The organism is Variovorax sp. dw_308 (assembly GCF_019207085.1).
Lineage (GTDB): Bacteria > Pseudomonadota > Gammaproteobacteria > Burkholderiales > Burkholderiaceae_C > Variovorax.
Window position 1 is genome coordinate 355,646 of sequence record NZ_JAATOM010000006.1, and the last position, 22,028, is coordinate 377,673.

General features: G+C 67.6%; 22 protein-coding genes and 2 pseudogenes. 12 read left to right on the forward strand and 12 right to left on the reverse strand.

Annotated features, from left to right (window positions below):
• The first annotated feature begins 1 nt into the window (after position 1).
• The 8 genes from HCU76_RS15760 (at position 2) to HCU76_RS15795 (ending at position 6,304) form a co-directional block, all read left to right on the forward strand.
• A complete protein-coding gene (locus HCU76_RS15760; RefSeq protein WP_218509901.1) occupies positions 2-337 on the forward strand; it encodes an aromatic ring-opening dioxygenase subunit LigA in 336 nt (111 codons plus the stop codon).
• A gap of 13 nt (positions 338-350) precedes the next feature.
• Complete coding sequence (locus HCU76_RS15765; RefSeq protein WP_218509902.1) at positions 351-1,169, forward strand: extradiol ring-cleavage dioxygenase; 819 nt, start codon at positions 351-353, stop codon at positions 1,167-1,169.
• A 2-nt stretch (positions 1,170-1,171) separates the two neighbouring features.
• Positions 1,172-1,576 carry a 5-carboxymethyl-2-hydroxymuconate Delta-isomerase gene (locus HCU76_RS15770; protein WP_213954494.1) on the forward strand — a complete coding sequence of 135 codons (405 nt, stop codon included), beginning with the start codon at positions 1,172-1,174 and terminating at the stop codon, positions 1,574-1,576.
• 5 nt (positions 1,577-1,581) lie between these two features.
• Complete coding sequence (hpaH, locus tag HCU76_RS15775) at positions 1,582-2,385, forward strand: 2-oxo-hept-4-ene-1,7-dioate hydratase (protein ID WP_218509903.1); 804 nt, start codon at positions 1,582-1,584, stop codon at positions 2,383-2,385.
• A 58-nt stretch (positions 2,386-2,443) separates the two neighbouring features.
• Positions 2,444-3,253, forward strand: coding sequence for an aldolase/citrate lyase family protein (locus HCU76_RS15780; protein ID WP_218509904.1), 810 nt, complete (start codon positions 2,444-2,446; stop codon positions 3,251-3,253).
• Positions 3,254-3,402: 149 nt separating this feature from the next.
• Positions 3,403-4,392 carry a Bug family tripartite tricarboxylate transporter substrate binding protein gene (locus HCU76_RS15785; RefSeq protein ID WP_218509905.1) on the forward strand — a complete coding sequence of 330 codons (990 nt, stop codon included), beginning with the start codon at positions 3,403-3,405 and terminating at the stop codon, positions 4,390-4,392.
• Positions 4,393-4,545: 153 nt separating this feature from the next.
• Positions 4,546-5,325 carry a class II aldolase/adducin family protein gene (locus HCU76_RS15790; protein ID WP_218509906.1) on the forward strand — a complete coding sequence of 260 codons (780 nt, stop codon included), beginning with the start codon at positions 4,546-4,548 and terminating at the stop codon, positions 5,323-5,325.
• A gap of 1 nt (position 5,326) precedes the next feature.
• Positions 5,327-6,304, forward strand: coding sequence for a 2-dehydropantoate 2-reductase (locus tag HCU76_RS15795; RefSeq protein ID WP_218509907.1), 978 nt, complete (start codon positions 5,327-5,329; stop codon positions 6,302-6,304).
• Between the two features lie 26 nt (positions 6,305-6,330).
• Here the strand turns inward: HCU76_RS15795 and HCU76_RS15800 are convergent, their stop codons facing one another.
• Together HCU76_RS15800 and alr are read right to left on the reverse strand one after the other, a co-directional pair.
• Entirely contained in the window at positions 6,331-7,050 is a 720-nt protein-coding gene (locus HCU76_RS15800) for a hypothetical protein (protein WP_218509908.1), read from the reverse strand.
• A gap of 22 nt (positions 7,051-7,072) precedes the next feature.
• Complete coding sequence (gene alr / locus HCU76_RS15805; protein WP_213954501.1) at positions 7,073-8,164, reverse strand: alanine racemase; 1,092 nt, start codon at positions 8,162-8,164, stop codon at positions 7,073-7,075.
• A 200-nt stretch (positions 8,165-8,364) separates the two neighbouring features.
• On the opposite strand from alr, the gene lplT reads away from it, so the two are divergent.
• The 3 genes and pseudogenes from lplT to HCU76_RS15820 form a co-directional block, all read left to right on the forward strand.
• Positions 8,365-9,669: a lysophospholipid transporter LplT gene (gene lplT / locus HCU76_RS15810; protein WP_213954502.1), complete on the forward strand. Its 1,305-nt coding sequence runs from the start codon at positions 8,365-8,367 to the stop codon at positions 9,667-9,669.
• 103 nt (positions 9,670-9,772) lie between these two features.
• Positions 9,773-10,261: a glutathione peroxidase gene (locus HCU76_RS15815; protein WP_213954503.1), complete on the forward strand. Its 489-nt coding sequence runs from the start codon at positions 9,773-9,775 to the stop codon at positions 10,259-10,261.
• Positions 10,262-10,310: 49 nt separating this feature from the next.
• A pseudogene (locus tag HCU76_RS15820) lies at positions 10,311-11,213 on the forward strand (haloalkane dehalogenase); the annotation flags it as partial.
• Between the two features lie 16 nt (positions 11,214-11,229).
• Here HCU76_RS15820 and HCU76_RS15825 read toward each other — a convergent pair.
• The 8 genes and pseudogenes from HCU76_RS15825 to HCU76_RS15860 form a co-directional block, all read right to left on the reverse strand.
• A complete protein-coding gene (locus HCU76_RS15825) occupies positions 11,230-11,628 on the reverse strand; it encodes a carboxypeptidase regulatory-like domain-containing protein (RefSeq protein WP_218509910.1) in 399 nt (132 codons plus the stop codon).
• A gap of 90 nt (positions 11,629-11,718) precedes the next feature.
• Entirely contained in the window at positions 11,719-12,960 is a 1,242-nt protein-coding gene (glcF, locus tag HCU76_RS15830) for a glycolate oxidase subunit GlcF (protein ID WP_218509911.1), read from the reverse strand.
• Between the two features lie 6 nt (positions 12,961-12,966).
• On the reverse strand, positions 12,967-14,070 hold the full coding sequence (glcE, locus tag HCU76_RS15835; RefSeq protein ID WP_218509912.1) for a glycolate oxidase subunit GlcE: 1,104 nt from the start codon (positions 14,068-14,070) through the stop codon (positions 12,967-12,969).
• Positions 14,071-14,078: 8 nt separating this feature from the next.
• Positions 14,079-15,584: an FAD-linked oxidase C-terminal domain-containing protein gene (locus HCU76_RS15840; protein ID WP_218509913.1), complete on the reverse strand. Its 1,506-nt coding sequence runs from the start codon at positions 15,582-15,584 to the stop codon at positions 14,079-14,081.
• A gap of 10 nt (positions 15,585-15,594) precedes the next feature.
• Positions 15,595-15,765 (reverse strand): annotated as a pseudogene (locus HCU76_RS15845) (L-lactate permease); the annotation flags it as partial.
• Positions 15,710-15,934 (reverse strand): hypothetical protein, encoded by a 225-nt coding sequence (locus HCU76_RS15850; RefSeq protein WP_256354202.1) that lies wholly within the window; start codon positions 15,932-15,934, stop codon positions 15,710-15,712. The pseudogene HCU76_RS15845 and the gene HCU76_RS15850, both read right to left, overlap by 56 nt.
• Positions 15,935-16,074: 140 nt before the next feature.
• Positions 16,075-16,962 (reverse strand): LysR substrate-binding domain-containing protein, encoded by an 888-nt coding sequence (locus HCU76_RS15855; RefSeq protein ID WP_218509914.1) that lies wholly within the window; start codon positions 16,960-16,962, stop codon positions 16,075-16,077.
• 4 nt (positions 16,963-16,966) lie between these two features.
• Positions 16,967-17,890, reverse strand: a complete 924-nt coding sequence (locus tag HCU76_RS15860) for an SMP-30/gluconolactonase/LRE family protein (RefSeq protein WP_218509915.1) — start codon at positions 17,888-17,890, stop codon at positions 16,967-16,969.
• Positions 17,891-18,002: 112 nt separating this feature from the next.
• On the opposite strand from HCU76_RS15860, the gene HCU76_RS15865 reads away from it, so the two are divergent.
• Positions 18,003-19,019: a tripartite tricarboxylate transporter substrate binding protein gene (locus HCU76_RS15865; protein ID WP_218509916.1), complete on the forward strand. Its 1,017-nt coding sequence runs from the start codon at positions 18,003-18,005 to the stop codon at positions 19,017-19,019.
• A 75-nt stretch (positions 19,020-19,094) separates the two neighbouring features.
• Here the strand turns inward: HCU76_RS15865 and HCU76_RS15870 are convergent, their stop codons facing one another.
• Positions 19,095-20,498: an FAD/NAD(P)-binding protein gene (locus tag HCU76_RS15870; protein WP_218509917.1), complete on the reverse strand. Its 1,404-nt coding sequence runs from the start codon at positions 20,496-20,498 to the stop codon at positions 19,095-19,097.
• Between the two features lie 181 nt (positions 20,499-20,679).
• A partial coding sequence (locus HCU76_RS15875) for an ammonium transporter (protein WP_305729953.1) occupies positions 20,680-22,028 on the reverse strand: 1,349 nt, incomplete at its 5' end.

Sequence of the window (22,028 nt, forward strand, 5' to 3'; positions counted from 1 at the left end):
AATGAGCCTCTACAGCATGCAGAAATTCCTCTACGCGCTGAACCGCGAGCCGGAGGTGCAGCGCCGCTACCGCGAAGGCGGTGCGGAGCGCGACGCATTGCTCGCCGGCTACGACCTGGTGGAAGAAGAGCGCGACGCCATCCGCGACGGCGACATCGGCAAGCTCTATGTGCTCGGCTGCAACGGGCAGTTGCTGATGCACTTCGCGCCGCTGCTCGGCATGCCTTGGGCCGATTACCTCGAGGCGATGCGGGAGGGCGTGCGCAAGTACGGGCCCGTCCGCGCCGGCATCTACGCGATGACGACCTCGACCGAGGACAAGGTGGCGGGCGTATGAACGGAGGATCGTCATGAGCCTCGTCTTCGCGGGCGCCTGCAGCCACGCCCCCGGCATCACGGGCCGCGCCCATCTGGCCGACCCTGCCATCAAGGATGAATTCCATGCGCAGTTCCATCGCTTCGGCGAGGCGATGCGCGCAACGAAGCCCGATGCGGTCATCGTGATCGCCGCCGAGCACTTCGCCAACTTCTTCATGAACAACATGCCTGCCTATGCGATCGGCATGGCGGACCGCTATGAAGGGCCGATCGAGGACCCGGCGTGGCTCGGCATCGCGAAGACGCACGTGCCCGGCAATGCAGCGCTGTCGCAACGGCTGATCCGCGAGGTCATGCAGACGGTCGACGTGGCCTATGCCGAGGAGTGGAAGTTCGACCACGGCATCATGGTGCCGCTTCATTTCCTCACGCCGAAGTACGACCTGCCGGTGATCCCGGTCAACATCAATTGCCAGGGTCCGCCGCTCACGCCGCTGCATCGCGCATGGGCCTTCGGCGAAGCATTGCGCCGCGCCTGCGACAAGGCGCCGGAACGCATCGCGCTGGTGGGCACAGGCGGCATCTCGCACTGGCCCGCGACACCGGATTCGGGCAAGGTCAACGAAGCGTGGGACGCCGACTTCATGCAGCGCTGGTGCGCCAACGACAGGGCTGGCATGCTCGACTACAGTGATGAAGCCACCTACCGCGACGCGGGACAGGGCGGCTTCGAGATCCGCACCTTCATCACCGTGGCCGCCGCGGCGCGTGGCCGCGGCGAGATCCTGCACATGAAGGCCATTCCCATCTTCGCGGTGAGCTGCACCGCCGCCACCATGAGCGTCCTCTAGCCATGCCCCACCTCGTCATCCTCTACACCCCCAACATCGAGGCGCAGACCGACATGAGCGCGCTGTGCCGGTCGATGGCCGACACCATGCTCGCGCAGCGCGACGACGACGGCAAGCAGGTCTATCCGACCGGCGGCACGCGCGTGCTGGCCTTTCCGGCGGCGCACTATGCAGTGGCAGACGGCCATGGCGACTACGCCTTCGTCTATCTCAACGTCCGCATGGCGGCCGGCCGTCCCGATGCCGTCAAGAAGCGCATCGGCGACGCCCTGCTGGCCTGCGCGAAGCAGCACTTCGATCCGTTGATCGCGCAGCGCCCGATCGGCATCACGCTACAGATCGACGAGGCGCCGGGACAGGTCTACGACGGCAAGCTCGGCAACCTGCATCCCCTGTTCAACAAATAGCGCCCATGCTCTCCACTGAAGTCATCCAGCAACTCGCAGGCGAACTGCACCGGAGCGAGCAATCGCGCATGCAGGTCGAGCATTTCTCGAAGCGCTATCCGCAGATGACCATCGAGGACGGCTATGCGATCTCGCGCGCCTGGGTGAAGACCAAGCTGGCCGAGGGCCGCGTCGTCAAGGGCCACAAGATCGGCCTCACCTCGCGCGCGATGCAGCAGGCCAGCCAGATCAGCGAGCCCGACTACGGCACGCTGCTCGACGACATGTTCTTCGAGCAGGGCGGCGACATCCCGTTCACGCGCTTCATCGCGCCGCGCATCGAGGTGGAACTGGCCTTCGTGCTGGGCAGGAAGCTCGAAGGCCCGAAGGTCACGATCTTCGACGTGCTCGCGGCCACAGACTATGTGGTGCCGGCCATCGAGATCATCGACGCGCGCATCGAGCAGTTCGACCGCAACACGAAGCAGATGCGCAAGGTGTTCGACACCATCGCCGACAACGCGGCCAATGCCGGCATCGTCATGGGCGGCCGGCCGGTGAAGCCCGATGCGGTAGACCTGCGCTGGGTCAGCGCGCTGCTGTTCAAGAACGGCGTGATCGAGGAGTCGGGCGTGGCCGCGGCGGTACTCAACCATCCGGCCACGGGCGTCGCCTGGCTCGCCAACAAGCTGGCGCCCTGGGGCGAATGTCTGGAGGTCGGCGAGGTGGTGCTGGGCGGCTCCTTCACGCGACCCACCACCGGCGCGCCGGGCGACACCTTCCATGCCGACTATGGCCCGCTGGGCTCCATCTCCTTCCGATTCGGCTGACACCCATCGACTCGTCCCCCATCCGCGGCAACCGCGAACCACGACCGGAACTCTCTTCATGCAAACACCCGTCAACCCCTTCAAGCAAGCCCTGATCGAAAAGCGCCCGCAGATCGGCTTCTGGCTCGGCTTCGGCGATGCCTACAGCGCGGAGATCTGCGCGGGCGCCGGCTTCGACTGGTTGCTCATCGATGGCGAGCATTCGCCCAATGGCCTGCAATCGATCCTGCAGCAGGCGCAGGCGATTGCCGCCTACCCCGGCGCGAATGCGATCGCGCGCGTGCCGGTGGGCCACGGCGACGTCGGCACGACGTATATCAAGCAATACCTCGACCTCGGCCTGCAGACGCTGCTGGTGCCGATGGTCGACACGCCCGCGCAAGCCGCGGCCATCGTGCGTGCGATGCGCTATCCGCCGCACGGCATCCGCGGCATGGGCGGCGCGCGCGCTTCCCGCTGGGGCCGCTACGACAACTACCCCAAGGAAGCCAACGACAACGTCTGCCTGCTGGTGCAGGCCGAGACCCGCGAGGCGCTCGACAACCTCGACGAGATCGCAGCCATCGAAGGCGTGGACGGCATCTTCATCGGCCCAGCCGATCTGTCGGCCTCGCTCGGGCATCTGGGCAATCAGGGCCATCCGGAGGTGCAGGCGGCGATCGAGGACGCCATCGCGCGCATCCTGCGCGCCGGCAAGGCGCCGGGCATCCTGACGCCGGACGAGACGCTGTCGCGCCGCTACCTGGAACTGGGCGCCGTCTTCGTGGCGGTCGGGCTCGACACCAACCTGCTGGTGCGGCACACCAGCGCGCTGGCGGCGCGCTTCAAGGACAGCGTGGCGGCGGTAAAGCCGGGCAGCGCCTACTGACTTACGCCCGGTTCAACGTATGACAAGTTCACCGTACGTCGGCGCAGGCGCGTACATGAAGTCACTGGACGTGAGGTAAACGCGAGGACCCGAGACCGGCTGTCGCTGGAACAATCCCGACCGCACTCAACCCTGGAGACACACATCCCATGACAATCACCCGCCGCCACATCCTGCAATCCACCGGCGCCGCCGCGCTCCTCGCCAGCATCGGCCAGCAGGCCTTCGCGCAGGCGCAGATCGAGAACGCGCGCCTCATCACCGGCTTCGCGGCCGGCGGAACCTCCGACACGCTCTGCCGACGCGTCGCGATCAAGCTCGGCCCGCCTTACGCGACCACCTGCGTGGTCGAGAACAAGACCGGCGCCGGCGGCCAGATCGCCGTCACCTACGTCAAGGGCCAGCCGGCCGATGGCGCCACCATCCTGCAGACGCCGACCTCGATCCTCACGATCTACCCGCACATCTACAAGAAGCTGCCGTACGACCCGCTCGTCGACCTCACGCCGGTGACCATCGCCTGCATCTTCGACTTCGGCTTTGCCGTGGGCCCGGCCGTGCCGCTCGACGTGAAGACGGTGCCGCAGTTCCTGGCCTGGGCCAAGGCCAACCCGGCCGGCGCCAACTTCGGCTCGCCGGCCGCCGGCTCGACGCCGCACTTCATCGGCGCGCTGCTCGGCAAGAGCGCGGGCGTCGAGTTGAAGCACGCGGCCTATCGCGGCACGCAGCCGGCCATGCTCGACCTGCTGGGTGGCAACATCTCGGCCGTGTCCGGCCCGATCGGCGACATCACGCAGCACCTGCCCACCGGCAAGGTGCGCATCCTCGGCGTCTCGGGCGAGAAGCGCAGCCGCTTCGCACCCGACGTGCCGACCTTCGGCGAGCAAGGCATCAAGGACATGGCGCACAGCGAGTGGTTCGCCTTCCTGCTGCCGGCCAAGGCCTCGCCCGAAGTGGTGGCGCGCCTGAACGCGGCAATGAAGACTGCGCTCACGTCGAAGGAAGTGATCGATGGGCTCGGCACCTTCGGGCTGGAGGCGATGACTTCCACGCCGGCCGAACTCACCGAGTTGATCAGAAAGGACACCGCCAAGTGGGCGCCGATCGTGAAGCAGGTCGGCTTCACCGCGGAGGCATAGAGCTCTCCCCCAGGTTGCTCGCACTTCGTGCGAGCGTCCACCCCCTCACCGGGGGCGACACGAGCGGCCCGGCAACGCCGGTTCCGCGGTGTCCCTGGAACGAGAGGCGGCGCAAGGTGCGCAAGGAACATTGAAAGTGAAAGGAAGATCCAGATGAACACCCGCCTCGACACCCCCGACGCCACGCTGATGCATCCGGACGAGCGCGCCGCGCGCCTGCAACTGGCCGCCTGCTATCGCGTCTTCGCGATGCTGGGCTGGACCGAGATGATCTACAACCACATCACGTTGCGCCTGCCCGACAGCGTGACCGGTGGTGACAAGCAGTTCCTCATCAATCCCTTCGGCCTGCACTACACGGAGGTCACGGCCAGCAACCTGCTGAAGATCGACCTGGAGGGCAAGGTGCTCGACGGCGGCGCGTATCCCGTCAACCCGGCCGGCTTCACCGTGCACGCCGCGATCCACGACAACCTCCCCGACGCGCACTGCGTGATGCACATGCACACGACGGCCGGCGTCGCCGTGGCTTGCCTTCAAGGCGGCCTGCAGCAGACCAACTTCTACACCGCGCAGCTGCACGGCATGGTGGCGTACCACGACTTCGAGGGCATCACGATCCATGCCGACGAAGGCCCACGCCTCCTGAACAGCATCGGCGGCAAGCCCGCCGTGATCCTGCGCAACCATGGCTTGCTGGCCTGGGGCCAGACGCTGCCGCAGACCTTCGCCATCCTCTGGACGCTGCAGCGCGCCTGCGAGATCCAGATGGCGACCTTCTCGATGGGCGCGGCCATCCCGATCAGCGAAGATGTCGCGCAACGCTGCACGCGCGATGCGCTGCAGTTCAACCCGAACCACGGCGCCGGACGCGACGTGTTCGATGCGCTGGTGCGGCAGGTCGATCGCATCGACGACACCTACAAGAATTGAAATGAAGATCTGCATCTACGGTGCCGGCGCCATCGGCGGCTGGATCGGCGTGGCGCTGTCGCAGGCCGGCGAGCGCATCAACGTGGTGGCGCGCGGCGCGACGCTGGAGGCGTTGCAGCGCGACGGCCTCTGCCTCATGCGCGGCGATGTGCGTACGCGCGTGCCCGTGAACGCCGTGGCCGATCCGGCCGAGCTTGGCGAGCAGGACCTCGTCGTCGTGGCCGTGAAGGCGCCCTCCCTGGCCGGCGTGGCGGCGCAGATCGCGCCGCTGCTGGGGCCCGACACGCTCGTGCTGGTCGCGATGAACGGCGTGCCGTGGTGGTTCCTGCAAGGCGGCTTTGGCGGCGAGGTCGCGGGCCGGCGGCTCGCGGCGGTGGACCCCGATGGCGCCATCGCCGCCGCCATCCCCGATCGGCACGTGATCGGCGGCGTGGTGCATTGCAGCTGCTCGCTCGATGCGCCGGGCGTGGTGCGGCACCACTTCGGCAACGGGCTCATCATCGGCGAGCCTTCAGGCGAGGCCACGCCGCGGGTGCGGGCGTTGCTGGACTTGCTGATGCGCGCCGGCATCGACGCCAAGCTCTCCGCGCAGATCCAGAAGGACGTGTGGTTCAAGCTCTGGGGCAACATGACGGTGAACCCGATCAGCGCCCTCACCCGTGCCACCACCGACCTGATCCTCGGCGACGAACTGGTGCTCGGCTTCATCTCGACCGTGATGCTGGAGGCCAAGGAGATCGGCGCGCGCATCGGCATCCCGATCGCAGACACCCCCGAGGATCGCCATGCCGTGACGCGGCGGCTCGGCGCCTTCAAGACCTCGATGCTGCAGGACGTGGAAGCCGGGCGCGCGGTCGAGCTCGACGCGCTGGTGAGCGCGGTGCGCGAACTGGGCCAGATGACGCGTGTGCCGACGCCATTCACCGATGCGCTGCTCGGCCTGTCGCGCTTGCAGGCGCGTCAACTCGGCTTGTATTGAGATCGACTTGAGAGCCGAGGCGCCTGTCAGCGCCCGAGAATCATCCGCACGGCCTGCGGCAAGGTCGCCGCCGCGGGCAGGAACGCATCGATCGCCGCGCCCAGCACCACCGCGCAGATCACCGCACCGAGCAGCGGCTTCCACGTGAGCTTCACCGCGGCCGACAGCCAGCCGGCGCGCGCCAGCCGCACTGTGGCGCGCGCGGCAACGTAGGAGAAGGCGATTTCGAGCGTGACGGCCAGCAGCACGTCGGAACCGAAGAACAGCATCACGAGCCAGCCAGCGCCCAGCACGACGGCGATGCCGATCAGGAAGATCGCGATGACCGGCACCACGATGAGCTCGCCGTCGGCCGCGCTCGCAAGGTCGAGCGAGCCGCCCGGCAGGTCGCCGAGCCCGGTGCCGTCGGCGCGCGCCAGCGCGGCATAGCCGGTGTCTGTGTCGAGCCCGCCCCCGGCATCCGGCAGGTCGAAGTCCGCGTCCCTGCGACCCTCCACCAGGCGCTGCGCCCACCAGCGCAGGATCAGCAGGTAGGCGATGTAGCCGACGCCCAGCGTGAAGACGTAGCGCAGCGCCAGCGAGTGCGTGCCCACATGCCGGACGAGTTCCGCGACACCCCACATCAGCAGCAGCGTGACGATGCCGATCAGGATGCCGTAGGCGCGCAGGCTGTGGCGACGCCGCAGGTCGCGTTCGTACACGCTCTCCCACAACCGGACGGAGCGCCAGTTGGAGAGGACTTTCATGCGCTGGCGAACACGTGGACCGTCATGCGACGATCGTAGGCACCCGCAAGGCCAGGGCGCACATGAGTTCGTAACCGACCGTACCCGCGGCACGCGCCACTTCATCGATCGGCAACACGGCGCCGTTGACGGCCGAGCGCCCCCACAGCACCACCTCGCTGCCGAAGCCCGCATCCGGCACCGGCGTCAGGTCGACCGTGATCATGTCCATGCTCACCCGCCCGACCATGCGCGTGCGCACGCCGTTGACCAGCACCGGCGCGCCGGTGTCCGCGTGGCGCGGATAGCCGTCCGCGTAGCCGACCGCGGCGATGCCGATGCGCATCGGTTGCTCCGCCGCAAAGCGGGAGCCGTAGCCCACCAGCGCGCCCGGCGCCAGGTCCTGGATGCCGATGAGCCGCGTGGCCAGCGTCATCGTCGGTTGCAATTGCCAGTGCGCCGCATCGTGCGCGGGAAAGTCGGGTGCGCTGCCGTACAGCAGGATGCCGGGGCGCACCCAGTCGGCGCGCGTGGCTTCCGAGTGTCTCAACAATGCGGCACTGTTGGCGATGGAGCGCTCGCCGGGCAGGTCTTCGGTCGCGCGGCGGAATGCGGCGACCTGCGCCTCGATGCCGCGCGGACCGTCGGCATCGCTGAAATGCGTGACCAGCGAAATCTCGTCGACCTGCGGCAACGCGTTCAGGCGCGTCCATGCGGCGCGGTAGCGCTCGGGCGTGAAGCCCAGCCGGTTCATGCCGGAATTCATCTTGAGGAACACGCGCTGCGGCTGCTGCGTCTTGTGCGCGGCGAGCATGTCGATCTGCTCGTCGCAATGCACGGTGTGCCAGAGGTCCAGGCGCGAGCACAGTTCGAGGTCGCGCGCATCGAAGACGCCTTCCAGCAACAGCACCGGCCCGCGCCAGCCGAGTGCGCGCACGCGTTCGGCCTCGGCCAGGTCGAGCAGTGCAAAACCGTCGGCGCCGCGCAGGCCTTCAAAGGCCCGCTCGATGCCGTGGCCATAGGCGTTGGCCTTGACGACCGCCCACACGCGCGCGTCGAGCGCGGCGCGGCGGGCGCGGTCCAGGTTGTGGCGCAGTGCGTCGGTGTGGATGGTGGCGAGGATGGGGCGCGGCATCGGCAGGGCGTGGATGTGAGGTGGAGGATGAGGTGGGGACAGGCGCGCAAAACGACACGATCGGGGCGCGGGTGAACCCGTAGCAGCAGCCCGATTCTGGCATTGGACCCCCATGCTATAACCGCCTGTCCGCCCGAGCGGCGGCGACTATTTCCACTATTGCCAGCGGCCTTTTTCCCCACTGGCCAGCATGCTCATCGATGAAGCGCGGTTTTTACACCATCATGTCGGCCCAGTTCTTTTCGTCTGTGGCCGACAACGCGCTTTTCGTCGCCGCCATCGAACTGATGAGAAGCACGGGCGCGGCCGAATGGCAACGCGCCGCGCTGGTGCCGATCTTCGCCATCTTCTACGTGGTGCTGGCGCCGCTGCTGGGCGCATTCTCCGACGCCTTGCCCAAGGGCAAGGTGATGTTCATCAGCAACGGCATCAAGGTGGCCGGGTGCGTGATGATGCTGTTCGGCTCGCATCCCTTGCTGTCCTACGCCATCGTCGGGCTGGGTGCGGCGGCCTACTCGCCTGCCAAGTACGGCATCCTCACGGAGCTGCTGCCGTCCTCGCAACTGGTCAAGGCCAACGGCTGGATCGAAGGCCTCACCATCGCGTCGATCATCCTGGGCATCCTGGTGGGCGGGCAACTCGTGGGGCACACGGTGTCGCACTTCCTGCTGCGCTTCGACGTGCCGTTCATCGACACCGGCATCGATACGCCGCCCGAAGCCGCCATCAGCGTGCTGATCTTCGTGTACCTGATCGCCGCCTGGTTCAACACGCGCATACCGCACACCGGCGTCGAGATGCGGCCGCTGCGCTCCAATCCGCGCAAGAGTTTCATGGCCAACATGGTGGCGCTGCTGCCTGACTTCTGGCACTGCAATTCGCGCCTGTGGCGCGACCGGCTCGGGCAGATCTCGCTGGCCACGACCACGCTGTTCTGGGGCGCCAGCGGCAGCCTCAAGTACATCGTGCTGGCATGGGGCACGCTGGCTCTCGGCTACAGCACGGCGCAGGCCACCGCGCTCACCGGCGTGGTGGTCGTGGGCACCGCCGTCGGCGCGGTGGTGGCGTCGATGCGCATGAAGCTCGACATGGCCACGCGCGTGATACCGATGGGCATCGGCATGGGGCTGCTGCTGATCTCGCTGATCTTCATTCACAACCTCTGGGTGGCGATTCCGTTCCTGGTGTTGCTGGGCGGCCTCGGCGGCTTCATGGTGGTGCCGATGAATGCGCTGCTGCAACACCGCGGCCACAACCTGATGGGTGCGGGCCGCTCCATCGCCGTGCAGAACTTCAACGAGCAGGCCTGCATCCTGGTGCTCGGCGTGTTCTACAGCGCCTGCACTGGCGCGGGCCTGTCGGTGTACATGGCCATCGCGGCATTCGGCGGCCTGGTGGGCGGCGTCATGTGGATCATCCAGCTCTGGTACAGCTACAACTGCAAGAAGTACCCCGAGGAAATCGAGCATCTGCTGCAGATCGCACGCAGCGACAAGCACCACTGAACGGGCTTCGCATTGCTCGCCCTGAGACGCGCATCGCCACCGCACTGACATGTCTGGCCGCCCGGACTAGGATGCTCGCCTTTACCCACAGCAAGGAATGGCGATGGCAAGCATCTATGACTTCAACGCGACCAGCATCGACGGCAAGCCCATGGCACTCAAGAAATTCAAGGGCAAGGTCCTGTTGATCGTGAACACCGCGAGCAAGTGCGGCTTCACGCCGCAGTTCGAAGGCCTGGAAAAGCTGCATGAGAAGTACGCCGCCGAGGGCCTCACGGTGCTTGGCTTTCCGTCCAACCAGTTCGGCGCGCAAGACCCGGGCACCAACGAGGAGATCGGCGCGTTCTGCACCAAGAACTACGGTGTGAGCTTTCCGATGATGGAGAAGATCGACGTCAACGGCAGCAATGCCGCGCCGCTCTATCAATACCTCACCAAGGAAAAGCCGGGGCTGCTCGGCATGACCGCCATCAAGTGGAACTTCACCAAGTTCCTGGTGGGGCGCGACGGCACGGTGCTCAAGCGCTACGCACCGCTGGACACGCCGGCGTCGATGACGCGCGATATCGAGAAAGCGCTGAAGGCAGCGTGATCCGCATCTTTCGAATCGCAACCGAGGAGCAACCTGCATGACGACATCACCTGTGCGGCCCGACGCGGTGCGCACGCCCGACGAGCGCTTCGGCGACCTGCCCGGCTACCCGTGGGCGCCGAACTACATCGCGGACCTGCCCTCGCTCGCGGGCTTGCGGATGCACTACCTCGATGAAGGTCCGCGCGATGCAGCGTCCACCTGGTTGTGCCTGCACGGCAACCCGACCTGGAGCTACCTGTACCGCAAGATGATTCCGATCTTCCTGCAGGCCGGGCACCGCGTGGTGGCGCCCGACCTGATCGGGTTCGGTCGCAGCGACAAGCCGACGGACGAAAGCGCGCACAGCTTCACCTGGCATCGGCAGGTGCTGCTCGAATTCGTCGAGCGGCTCGACCTGCGCAACGTGGTGCTGGTGGTGCAGGACTGGGGCGGGCTGCTGGGCCTGACGCTGCCGATCGCCGCGCCGCAGCGCTACCGCGACCTGCTCGTCATGAACACCGCGTTCGGCACCGGCGATGCGCCGCTCGGCGCGGGATTCCTGGCATGGCGCGAGATGTGCGCGAAGAATCCCGGGTTCGACGTGGGCCGGCTCTTCGCGCGCGGCAATCCGCAGATGAGCCCCGGCGAATGCGCCGCCTACAACGCGCCGTTTCCGGACGCTGCGCACCGTGCGGCGCTGCGTGCCTTTCCGCCGATGGTGCCGGAGTTCCCGGACGCGAACGGCGCGGCCGAATCACGCGCGGCGCGCGAGTTCTTCAGCCAGCAGTGGCAAGGTCGGACGGTGATGGCGGTCGGTGCGCAAGACCCGGTCATGGGAGTGCCGGCCATGCGCAGCCTGCAGAAGCTGATCCGGAATTGCCCGGACCCGCTGGTGCTGGAGCAGGCTGGCCACTTCGTGCAGGAAATGGGAGAACCCGCCGCGCTGGCCGCGGTGCAGGCGTTCCGTTGAAGTTGTAGCAGTCGCGCTAGAAGCGGAAGTCCACCGTCTTCGGCGCACTCGCGATCGTCACGGGCATGTTCTTGGTGACGCCGCCGCTGGTGGCCTGCACCGTGTAGGCGCCGGTGGGCAGATCGACCAGGCACAGCGGGCCGCGCGCACGAAACACGTAGGCAGGGGCTGCCGTTGTCGCGTCCTGGATGGTCACGTCCACATCCGCGAGGAAGGCGCCATCGGGTCGCGCGAACATCAGCGAGAGCGGGTGGTCCTTCATCTGCGAGCGCATCGCCGCCGACTCGTCCGAGCCGATGCCGCCGCAGATGTGGGTCGGCCCATCGGGCTGCGCCCAGACGCCGGTGACTGCAGTGGCGATTGCGCAGGCGGCGACACCGCGGCGCAGGAAGCTGGAGGAAGCAAGGGAAACCATCTGGAACTCCTTCCTGAAGATCAGGTTGGAGCCATGGTGGAGCGCGTCGGGCCTGCAGCGGGTCGGACCTGTCCTGCAATGCACGTGCGATCAGGCCGATGTCGCGGCAGGCGCAAGCGCCGCGTCGAGCAACTCGACCCAGTGCCGCACCGGCGTCTCGCTGCCGCTTTGCAGGTGCGTGATGCAGCCGATGTTGGCCGAAACGATGGTGGTCGGCTGCAGCTGGTTCAGGTGCCCGAGCTTGCGGTCGCGCAGCGGGTACGCCAGTTCGGGCTGCAGCACGGAGTAGGTGCCGGCCGATCCGCAGCACAGGTGCGACTCGTTGCGAGCGACCTGGATGTCGAAGCCCAGCGCGCGCAGGTTCAGCTCGACACCGCCACGCAGCTTCTGGCCGTGCTGCAGCGTGCATGGCGGGTGATAGGCGACCACGCCGGCAGGTGCTTTCACACGCGGCTTGAGCGCCTTCACCAGGTCCGGCAGCAGCTCGCTGAGGTCGCGCGTCAACGCGCTGATGCGTGCGGCCTTGGCGGCATAGGCCGCGTCGTCCTTCAGCATGTGGCCGTATTCGCGCACCGTCACGCCGCAGCCCGATGCGTTCATCACGATGGCCTCGACCGCGCCGCTCTCCACCTGCGGCCACCAGGCGTCGATGTTGGCGCGCATCTGCGCCTTGCCGCCTTCATGGTCGTTGAGGTGGAACTTGACCGCGCCGCAGCAGCCCGCCTCCCTGGCGATGACGGTCTCGATGCCGGCCGCATCCAGCACGCGCGCGGTGGCGCTGTTGATGTTCGGCATCATGGACGGCTGCACGCAACCGGCGAGCATCAGCACCTTGCGTGCATGCTGGCGCGTGGGCCAGGCGCCGGCGTCCTGTTTCGCCGGCACCTTGGCCTTGAGCTTCGCGGGCAGCAGCGCGCGCACGCTCTGGCCGAGCTTCATCGCGGGGCCGAACAGCGGCGAAGGCAAGCCCTCCTTCAACAGCCAGCGCGTGGCCGACTCCATCGGCGCACGCGGCACTTTTTCATCGACGATCTTGCGGCCGATATCGACCAGGTTCCCGTACTGCACGCCGCTCGGGCAGGTGCTTTCGCAGTTGCGGCAGGTGAGGCAGCGGTCCAGGTGCATCTGCGTGCTGCGCGTGGGCGGCTTGCCTTCGAGCACCTGCTTGATGAGGTAGATGCGTCCGCGCGGGCCGTCGAGTTCGTCGCCGAGCAGCTGGTACGTGGGGCAGGTGGCGGTGCAGAAGCCGCAATGCACGCACTTGCGCAGGATGGCCTCGGCCTCGCGGCCATCGGGCGTGTTCTGGAATTCGGGGGCGAGTTCTGTTTGCATGGCAGATCAGGTTGCGTTACCGAGGTGGCCGCGGTTGAAGACGCGATGCGGGTCGAACTCGTGCATCAGGTTGCGCTGCACGCGCGCGAGGGCGGGCGACAACGCATCGAATCGGGCAGGCGCGGCTTGCTGAGCGGCGCTGCCCGGCTTGAACAGCGTGGCGTGGCCGCCCGCGGCCTTTGCCACGGAACGGATCGCGGCGCCCTGTCCCGGCGCAGCACGGTACCAGCGCTGGGCGCCGTGCCATTCGATCAAGGGTGGCTCGCCGTCGATGGCCAGCACCGGCGCGGTCTGCGGCACCGAGACGCGCCACAGGTCGTGCGTCGCGGTAGGGTCCTCGAACCACGGCAGGCACAGGTCGCGGCAGGCATCCCAATCGGCGGCGACCTGTGCGTTGTCCAGCCGCTCGCCGCCGAGGTGCTGGCATGCGGCTTCGACAGCGGCCACCGCGCCGCGCAGGCGCAGGTACAGGACTGCGTGGCCCGCATCCTCCACCCAGCAACTGGCGTTGAGCGGCAGCGGTTGACCGCCCCAGGCATTCAGCAGGCGCAGTGCATCGGCCTGGCTGCAGTCGAAGCGCAAGGTGGCTTCCGCCGGTGACGCCGGCAGCACCTTGAGGCTGACTTCGGTGATCACGCCGAGCGTGCCCAGCGAACCCGCGAGCACGCGCGAGACGTCGTAGCCCGCCACGTTCTTCATGACCGTGCCGCCGAAGCGCAGCAACTCGGCCTTGCCGTTGAGCAACTCCGCGCCGAGCACATGGTCGCGCACCGAGCCGACGCTGGCGCGCGCAGGCCCGCTCAGGCCCGCGGCCACCATGCCGCCGACCGTGCCGCCGGGCGCGAAGCGCGGCGGCTCGAAAGCGAGGCACTGGCCTTCGGCGGCGAGCAGCGCCTCCAGCTCGGCCAGCGGCGTGCCGGTGCGCACGGTGACGACCAGTTCGCTCGGCTCGTAGCTCACGATGCCCGTGAGCGGCGCGGTGTCCAGTGTTTCGCCGGTGATCGGCTCGCCGTAGAAGGCCTTGGTGTCGCCGCCGCGGATGCGCAGCGGCGTCGCGGTCGCGGCCGCGGCGCGAACGCATTCGACCATCGATTGCAATGCGGTGTCCATGGTGCTCATCAGAAACGCGGGAGGTCGGCGAAGGGCATCTGTGCGCCGGCGCGGAAGACCTGCTTGCCGTACTCGGCGCAACGCTGCAAGGTCGGGATCACCTTGCCGGGATTCAGGTTGCCGCCCGGGTCGAAGGCGCGCTTCACGCCGAACATCTGCTCGTTCTCCGCCGCGGTGAACTGGACGCACATGCTATTGAGCTTTTCCACGCCCACGCCATGCTCGCCCGACACCGTGCCGCCCATCGCGACGCTGGTCTCCAGGATGTCGGCGCCGAACAGTTCGCAGCGGTGCAGCTCGTCCGGGTCGTTCGCATCGAACAGTACCAGCGGGTGCAGGTTGCCGTCGCCCGCATGGAAGACGTTGCAGCAGCGCAGGTTGTATTTCTTCTCCATCTCCTGGATCGCCAGCAGGATGTCGGCGAGGCGCTTGCGCGGGATGGTCGAATCCAGGCACATGTAGTCGGGGCTGATGCGGCCGGAGGCGGGAAAGGCGTTCTTGCGGCCGCTCCAGAACTTGAGGCGCTCGTCCTCGCTGGTGCTGACCGCGATGGCGGTGGCGCCGCAACGGCGCAGCACCTCGCTCATGCGGCCGATCTCTTCCTCGACTTCTTCCGGCGTGCCGTCGGATTCGCACAGCAGGATCGCGGCGGCCGTGAGGTCGTAGCCTGCGCGCACGAAGTCCTCGACGGCGGCGGTCATGGGCTTGTCCATCATCTCCAGGCCGGCCGGGATGATGCCGGCCGCGATCACCGCCGCGACCGCGTCACCGGCCTTTCGCACGTCGTCGAAGCTGGCCATGATGCAGCGCGCGAGTTGCGGCTTGGGCACCAGCTTGACCAGCACCTCGGTGGTCACGGCCAGCATGCCTTCGCTACCGACCACCAGCGCGAGCAGGTCCAGGCCCGCGGCATCGAGCGCGGCACTGCCGAACTCCACCGGCTCGCCATCGGCCATGAAGCCGCGCACGCGCAGCACGTTGTGCAGGGTCAGGCCGTACTTGAGGCAATGCACGCCGCCCGAGTTCTCGGCCACGTTGCCGCCGATGGTGCAGGCGATCTGGCTCGACGGATCCGGCGCGTAGTAGAGGCCGTAGGGCGCGGCGGCTTCGCTGATCGCGAGGTTGCGCACGCCGCACTGCACGCTGGCGGTGCGCGCGACCGGATCGATCTCCAGGATGTTGTTGAACTTGGCGAGCGACAGGGTCACGCCCGCGGTGTGCGGCATGGCGCCGCCGGAGAGGCCGGTGCCGGCGCCGCGTGCGACCACTGGCATAACGAGCCGGTGGCAGGTCTTGAGCACGGCCTGCACCTGGGCGGCCGTCTCGGGCAGTGCGACGACCAACGGACGTGCGCGATAGGCGGTCAGCCCGTCGCATTCATAAGGCGTGGTGTCCTCGGCCTGCCAGATGAGCGCATGTGCAGGCAGGTCCGCCTGCAACGCGCGCACCACCTGCGACTGGCGTTCGGACTTCGACATCTCGGCGTGCTGCGTGGGCGTGACAGGAGCGTTCATGGCGTGATTCTCAACGAACGACCATCAAGGTGAACGGCCAGACATAGGCCTGCATGGTCACGTAAAGGCCCACCAGCGACGCCAGCGCGATCGAGTGGAAGAACACGTAGCGCAGGATGTCGCCTTCATGGTCGAACCAGCGCGTGGCGGTGGAGGCGACCACGATCGACTGCGCATCGATAGGCGAACACCGCGACCGCCAGCGCGGCCAGCAGGCCGAGCCCCGCGGCGATGTGCGCCTTGATGTGGAAGAAGCCGAGGCACGCCAGCATCACCACCACCGGGATTGCGGCCAGCGCGGTGGAAATGATCATGTTGCCGAACGGGTCGTAGATCTGCTGCCAGGTCATGCGTTGTGTCTCCGGATGTTGTGTCCGTGACTCTAGGCACTTGCGCGCCGCGCGGGTTGAGCGATTTTTGCGTTGCCTTTGAGGAAATTTTGCGGCCCTGAAGACCGCAGGCCCGCGATCGGTGACCACGGCCAAAAGACTCACACCTTCAGCGCAGCGCCTATCCAGTCCACGAACGCCGCGCATTGCCACCGCTCCAGCGCGCCCGGCTGCCAGCAGATGTAGTGCTTGTGCGGCGACAGCACCGACCGGTCCGACAGCGCAACGAGCCGCCCCGATTCGAGCCAGGCCGCGCCCAGCTTCAGCCGTACCAGCGCCACGCCGAAGCCGCTGGCCGCCGCGTCATAGACCAGCCCGAGGTCGTTGAACTGCGAGCCGACTTGCGGCTCCGGCTGGACCAGGCCGCAACTCGCGAACCAGGTGCTCCAGGGCTCCAACGGGCTGCGGATCAGGCGCGCGCTGGCGATCTCGGCCTCGGTGCGAAACCCGTCGAACGGACCGAACTCGTTGAGGTAGCTGTGGCTGCAGGCCGGCACCACCGGCTCCTCGATCAGCAGGCGGTGCTCGCAGTCGGCATACGCGCCGGGACCGTAGCGCACCTCGAGGTCGGCCTGTTCGCCGGTCACGTCGAGCAGCGGGATCGACACCTGCAGCACCAGGTCGATGTCGGGGTACAGATTTCGGAACGCTTCCAGCCGCGGCATCAGGAACTGACGGCTGAAGGTCGGCGTGACCGCCACGCGCAGGCGCGTCGCGCGCTGCGTGGACTTGCTGCCGCCCGGCACGGCCTGCAATGCGGCCAGCCCGGTGCGCACGTTGGCCAGGTAGGCCGCGCCGTCGGCCGTGAGGCTGAAGTCGCTGCGTCCGAACAGCTTGAGGCCCACATGGGATTCCAGCTGGCGGATGCGGTGACTGACCGCGCTGGCGGTCACGCAGAGTTCATCGGCCGCACGGCCCGCATGCCGCAGCCGCGCCACGGCCTCGAAGGTCAGCAGGCACTGGATCGGCGGGATGTGCTGGAGGGACATGCCATCATTCGTCGAAGAAATTGACCGGCAGGCCTGTGGCTTCGACACGCTGCATGACGACGCAGCCCGAAGCGGGCAGGCGCTCCAGCTCGGCGGCCGGCCGCCCCTTGCGCGCACTCGTGACGAACAGCGTGCGCAGGTCGTCGCCGCCGAAACACGGCATGGTCGGGCATTGCACCGGCAGCGCGATGGCTTCACGCTGCGCGCCGTCGGGCGCCAGGCGCAACAGTTGCGCGCCTTCGAACATGGCCGACCAGTAGTCGCCGGCCGCATCCACTGTCGCGCCGTCAGGCCGGCCCTGGTACGGCACGCCGCTCTCAGCGCTCCAGCCGTCGCGCTTCGCGGCGAACTGGTGGAACACGCGCTCGCGCGAGAGCGTGTTGCTGTCCCCGGCCCAGTCCCAGGCACGCACCACATGCGCGGCGGTGTCGGACCAGTACAGCGTGCCGGCGTCGGGCGAAAAACCAAGGCCGTTGGCGGTGGTGGCGTCATTGGCCATCTTCGACACGACTGGCGTGCGCCCGCCGCGTGCGTCCAGGCAGTAGAGCGTGGCGTTGCGCTGCGTCTTGGGCTCGTTCAGCGTGCCGGCCCAGAAGCGGCCGAGCGGGTCGCACTTGCCGTCGTTGAAGCGCATGGTCGCGGTGTCGTAGTCGGCGGCCGCCATCAACTGGAGCGCGCCGCCCCATTCCCGGGCACGGTAGATGCCGCTGCGCAAGGCCATGACGAGGCCGCCGCGGCGGGCCGGCGCGATGCAGCCGGGCTCCTCGGCCAGCGCCCAGCGCTCGACGCCCACATCCGGCCCGATCGCGCCGCGCGTGCGCAGGATGCACCGGCCGGGAATGTCGATCCAGTAGAGGGACTGTTCCTGGGGATGCCAGAAAGGCGATTCGCCAAGTTCGCAAAGGGTGCCGGGGAGGGTCTGCCACATGATGCAGGCATTGTGGGGGCAAGCGCGGCGCATGCCTCTCCCCTACAGAGCCCTTGCGCACGCGGACCCGACGCCTATGATGCGGCTGCCAAGACCTGACTGGAAGCTGACCATGAAAACTCCCCCGTCGAACACTTCGCTGTCGCGCCGCAGTGCGCTGCAACTGTGCCTGGGGGGCGCCGCCAGCGCCCTTCCGGGCTTTGCCTCCGCCCAGGGCGCCTGGCCGAACAAGGCGGTGACGCTGGTGGTGGGTTATCCGCCCGGCGGGCAGACCGACTTCGCCGGCCGCGTGCTCACGGCGGGCATGCAGACCAGCCTGGGCCAGGGCGTCGTGATCGACAACAAGCCCGGCGTCAACGGCAACATCGCGACCGACTACGTCGCCAAGTCGCCGCCGGACGGCTACAGGCTGCTCGTGGGCAACGGCAGCAACATGGTGCTGAACCCGCACACCTACCGCAACACGCCGGTGGCGGACCCGCTCAAGATGACGCCCATCGGCCTGCTGCTGACCTCGTCGCTGATGCTGGTGGTGCCGGCCAGCCTGCCGGTGAAGAACGTCGAGGAATTCATCGCCTGGATCAAGGCGGAGGACAAGGCCGGCAAGACCGTCGACTACGCCTCGGGCGGCCCGGGCAGCCTGGTGCAGACCGCGATGGAACTGTTCCGCGAGCGCATCGGCAAGCCGAAGATGAGCCATGTGCCGTACAAGGGCAGCAGCCCTGCCATGATCGACCTGATCGCCGGCCGCATCCCGTGCATGTTCGACGCCTCGTCGGTGGTCGCGCCCATGCTCAAGTCCGGGCAGCTCAAGGCGCTGATGTCCACCGGCGCCAAGCGCGTACCGGCCTTTCCCAACGTGCCGACCGCGAAGGAAAGCGGCATCAAGGACTTCGAGATCATCTCCTTCATCGGCCTCTACGGCCCGGGCGGCCTGCCGGCGGACATCGTGAAGAAGACCAACGACGCGATGAACAACGCCTTCAAGGACCCCAAGGTCCAGCAGACCATCGCCGACCGCGGCGACGAGGCCGGCGGCGGCACGCCCGAGCACCTGGCCAAGCTCACGAAGGACTACTACAAGCTGCTTGGCGACGTGGTCAAGAACAACGACATTCGCGCCGAGTAGCGCGCATTCGTCGACCCGCAAGAGCAGCCGGCGCTGGCGGTCGCCCCAAGCGCCCCAGGCGCATCGGGGGTGGGCTCATGTCATGAGCAGCTCCGGCAGCCGCGCGGCCGCCTGCTTCGTCGCCGTGCGATAGCGGCGCAGCAGCGCCTGCCGGTTCGCATCGCTTTCATCGATGCCGCGCACCATGTTGCCGAGCGTGTTGAGCCGAGCGCGGCCCAGCCACTCAGAAACGGCCGGATGCCTGGCCCAGCGCTGCCCGTTCGCCAGACCGATGGCCAGCATGCGGAGCCAGTCGGCCGGCACGCTGGGCGGCGGGATGCTGGCGCAAAGAGCGTTCTTCTCCGTGTCGTCGATGTCCAGGCTTTCCACGAACCCGATCAGCGCCGAACTGAAGGCCGGCAGGCAGGTGCGCACGATCAGCAGGTTGACCGTGTCGCCGTCGAACACGCGCGTGACTCGCGGCGCGGGTATGCCGTTGGCGGTGCAATCGATGTAGAGCCAGTCCGGTGCGGCCGGCACGGCGCCGCGCTCTAGCACGATCCGCGTCGGCTCGATGGACCGGACGTGTCCGAGGCGCACGATGTGCTCGATACGCCTCACCTCCCGCATCTCGGCGGCCGCGACGGTGGCGCAGCGGTACATCGTCGGCTCGATGGCCGGCGACAGGCGCAACACCTGATTCGCCGCCTCGAGTCGAAGGAACAGGTCGGAAATCGAGGTGGCATCGGCGACCGCCTCCATCTGCCGGGCCAGGCCGAGAAAGGTTGGGTCGAAGCTGTCCATGCCGGGCTGCACCGCGGCGCGATCCAGGAACCACGCGTCGCGCGGCACGATCCAGCGAATCGCGCCGGGCGCCACGCCGCTCTGCAGCAGCCACTGGCAGGTGTCGATGCCGGTCTTGCCCGAGCCGACCACCACGTAGGCCGGGTGCGGCCGGCCGATCTTCGGCAGTTCGTTCGGCGGCACGCAGCGCACGCCCGGCGCGACCGGATAAGGCGGTGGGCGGGTGGAAGGCACTTCGGTGCGCGCGTGGGTCGCATCCACGATCTTGCGGCGCACCGTCACCGCTTGCCTCGCGCCCGTCAGCAGCGAGCTGAAGCCGGAACGCCCGCCGCCTGCATCGACCTCGCACATCGGGAAGTAGCGCACCCGCCCCGAGGACAGGAAGCGCTGGTTCATCAGCCGGTCGAAGTAATCCACCACCTCGGCGCCGGAAGCCAGTTCCGACAGCCCCTGGTTGAGCCCCACCAGGTCCTTTCCGCCCCTGCCCAGTTCGCGCGAGTTGACGCCGTAGAAAGCGGACGGTGAATGCAGCCGCACGAACGGATATGCATCATTCCAGTGCCCGCCCGGCCGGTGGTGCCGGTCCACCATGACGATGTCGGCACCGGTCTCGTCGAGCAGCGTGTCGACGAAGGACATGGCATTGGCGCCGGCGCCAATCACCAGGTAGTCGGTTTCCAGCACGGCAGCATCCATGCGCGCACTCTATGCCCCGCCCGCCCCAGTGCCTATGAACCAGTTCACTCCCCTCCAAAAGCAAGAGCCACCCGAAGGTGGCTCGATGCTCGTTCGTGAAACACCGCGGAACCGGCTTTGCCGGGCCGCTGGTATCGCCCCCAGCAGGGGGGAGGTGGCGCGGCACGCGCCACTTCGGGGGTTACCGGTTATATGCCGTTTCGCCGTGCGACGAGATGTCCAGGCCTTCGCGCTCTTCTTCTTCCGTCACGCGCAGGCCGATCGTCAGGTCGGCGATCTTGTAGGCGATGAACGAGACCACGCCCGACCACACGATGGTCAGCACGACAGCCTTCAGCTGGATCCACACTTGCGGGCCGATCTCGGTGGTGGCCACGGTGGCCGTCACCCAGTCGCTCACGGCGCCGGGGCCGCCCAGGGCTTGCGTGTTGAACACGCCGGTCAGCAGCGCGCCGACGATACCGCCGACACCGTGCACGCCGAACACGTCCAGCGAGTCGTCCGCCTTCAGGATCTTCTTCAGGCCATGCACGCCCCAGAGGCAGGCGAAGCCGGCGACGAAGCCGATCACGATCGCGCCCATCAGGCCGACGTTGCCGGCGGCCGGGGTGATGGCCACCAGGCCGGCGACTGCACCAGAAGCGGCGCCCAGCATCGAGGCCTTGCCCTTCATCAGTGCTTCGCCAATGGACCATGCGAGCACGGCCGCGGCGGTCGCCGAGAAGGTGTTCATGAAGGCGAGCACGGCGCTGGTGCCGGCTTCGAGGGCCGAACCTGCGTTGAAGCCGAACCAGCCCACCCACAGCAGCGAGGCACCGACCATGGTCAGCGTCAGCGAGTGCGGCGTGAAGGCTTCCTTGCCGTAGCCGACGCGCTTGCCGATCAGGAACGCACCGACCAGGCCGGCAACGGCCGCGTTGATGTGCACCACGGTGCCGCCTGCGAAGTCCAGCGCGCCCCATTGCCAGATCAGGCCGGCCTTGGCGTTCACCGCATCGACCACTTCCTTGCCGGTGTAGGCGTCCGGGCCCATCCAGAACCAGACCATGTGCGCGATCGGCGCATAGCTGAAGGTGAACCACAGGACCATGAACAGCAGCACGGCCGAGAACTTGGCGCGCTCCGCGAAGGCACCGACGATCAGCGTGCAGGTGATGCCGGCGAACGTAGCCTGGAAGGCGGCGAACAGCAGCTCGGGGATGTAGACGCCCTTGCTGAAGGTTGCGCCCGGCGCGAACACGCCGGTGGCCGGATCGAACATCCCCTTCATGAAGAGCCGGTCGAACCCGCCTATGAAGGCATTGCCTTCCGTGAAGGCAAGGCTGTAGCCGTAGATCATCCAGATCACCACGATCATCGAGAACGTGACCATGACCTGCATCAGGATCGACAGCATGTTCTTGCTGCGGACCAGGCCGCCATAGAACAGCGCCAGGCCCGGCACGGTCATCATGATCACCAGCAGCGTGGAGACCATCATCCAGGCGGTGTCGCCCTTGTTGAAGCTCGGTGCTGCGGCGGGGGCCGCGG

What these genes read in the sequence shown, in the direction of transcription:
- HCU76_RS15760 (WP_218509901.1), top strand. Translation starts at nt 2, where the DNA reads ATGAGCCTCTACAGCATGCAGAAATTCCTCTACGCGCTGAACCGCGAG.
- HCU76_RS15765 (WP_218509902.1), top strand. Translation starts at nt 351, where the DNA reads ATGAGCCTCGTCTTCGCGGGCGCCTGCAGCCACGCCCCCGGCATCACG.
- HCU76_RS15770 (WP_213954494.1), top strand. Translation starts at nt 1,172, where the DNA reads ATGCCCCACCTCGTCATCCTCTACACCCCCAACATCGAGGCGCAGACC.
- hpaH (WP_218509903.1), top strand. Translation starts at nt 1,582, where the DNA reads ATGCTCTCCACTGAAGTCATCCAGCAACTCGCAGGCGAACTGCACCGG.
- HCU76_RS15780 (WP_218509904.1), top strand. Translation starts at nt 2,444, where the DNA reads ATGCAAACACCCGTCAACCCCTTCAAGCAAGCCCTGATCGAAAAGCGC.
- HCU76_RS15785 (WP_218509905.1), top strand. Translation starts at nt 3,403, where the DNA reads ATGACAATCACCCGCCGCCACATCCTGCAATCCACCGGCGCCGCCGCG.
- HCU76_RS15790 (WP_218509906.1), top strand. Translation starts at nt 4,546, where the DNA reads ATGAACACCCGCCTCGACACCCCCGACGCCACGCTGATGCATCCGGAC.
- HCU76_RS15795 (WP_218509907.1), top strand. Translation starts at nt 5,327, where the DNA reads ATGAAGATCTGCATCTACGGTGCCGGCGCCATCGGCGGCTGGATCGGC.
- HCU76_RS15800 (WP_218509908.1), bottom strand. Translation starts at nt 7,050, where the DNA reads ATGAAAGTCCTCTCCAACTGGCGCTCCGTCCGGTTGTGGGAGAGCGTG.
- alr (WP_213954501.1), bottom strand. Translation starts at nt 8,164, where the DNA reads ATGCCGCGCCCCATCCTCGCCACCATCCACACCGACGCACTGCGCCAC.
- lplT (WP_213954502.1), top strand. Translation starts at nt 8,365, where the DNA reads ATGAAGCGCGGTTTTTACACCATCATGTCGGCCCAGTTCTTTTCGTCT.
- HCU76_RS15815 (WP_213954503.1), top strand. Translation starts at nt 9,773, where the DNA reads ATGGCAAGCATCTATGACTTCAACGCGACCAGCATCGACGGCAAGCCC.
- HCU76_RS15825 (WP_218509910.1), bottom strand. Translation starts at nt 11,628, where the DNA reads ATGGTTTCCCTTGCTTCCTCCAGCTTCCTGCGCCGCGGTGTCGCCGCC.
- glcF (WP_218509911.1), bottom strand. Translation starts at nt 12,960, where the DNA reads ATGCAAACAGAACTCGCCCCCGAATTCCAGAACACGCCCGATGGCCGC.
- glcE (WP_218509912.1), bottom strand. Translation starts at nt 14,070, where the DNA reads ATGGACACCGCATTGCAATCGATGGTCGAATGCGTTCGCGCCGCGGCC.
- HCU76_RS15840 (WP_218509913.1), bottom strand. Translation starts at nt 15,584, where the DNA reads ATGAACGCTCCTGTCACGCCCACGCAGCACGCCGAGATGTCGAAGTCC.
- HCU76_RS15850 (WP_256354202.1), bottom strand. Translation starts at nt 15,934, where the DNA reads ATGACCTGGCAGCAGATCTACGACCCGTTCGGCAACATGATCATTTCC.
- HCU76_RS15855 (WP_218509914.1), bottom strand. Translation starts at nt 16,962, where the DNA reads ATGTCCCTCCAGCACATCCCGCCGATCCAGTGCCTGCTGACCTTCGAG.
- HCU76_RS15860 (WP_218509915.1), bottom strand. Translation starts at nt 17,890, where the DNA reads ATGTGGCAGACCCTCCCCGGCACCCTTTGCGAACTTGGCGAATCGCCT.
- HCU76_RS15865 (WP_218509916.1), top strand. Translation starts at nt 18,003, where the DNA reads ATGAAAACTCCCCCGTCGAACACTTCGCTGTCGCGCCGCAGTGCGCTG.
- HCU76_RS15870 (WP_218509917.1), bottom strand. Translation starts at nt 20,498, where the DNA reads ATGGATGCTGCCGTGCTGGAAACCGACTACCTGGTGATTGGCGCCGGC.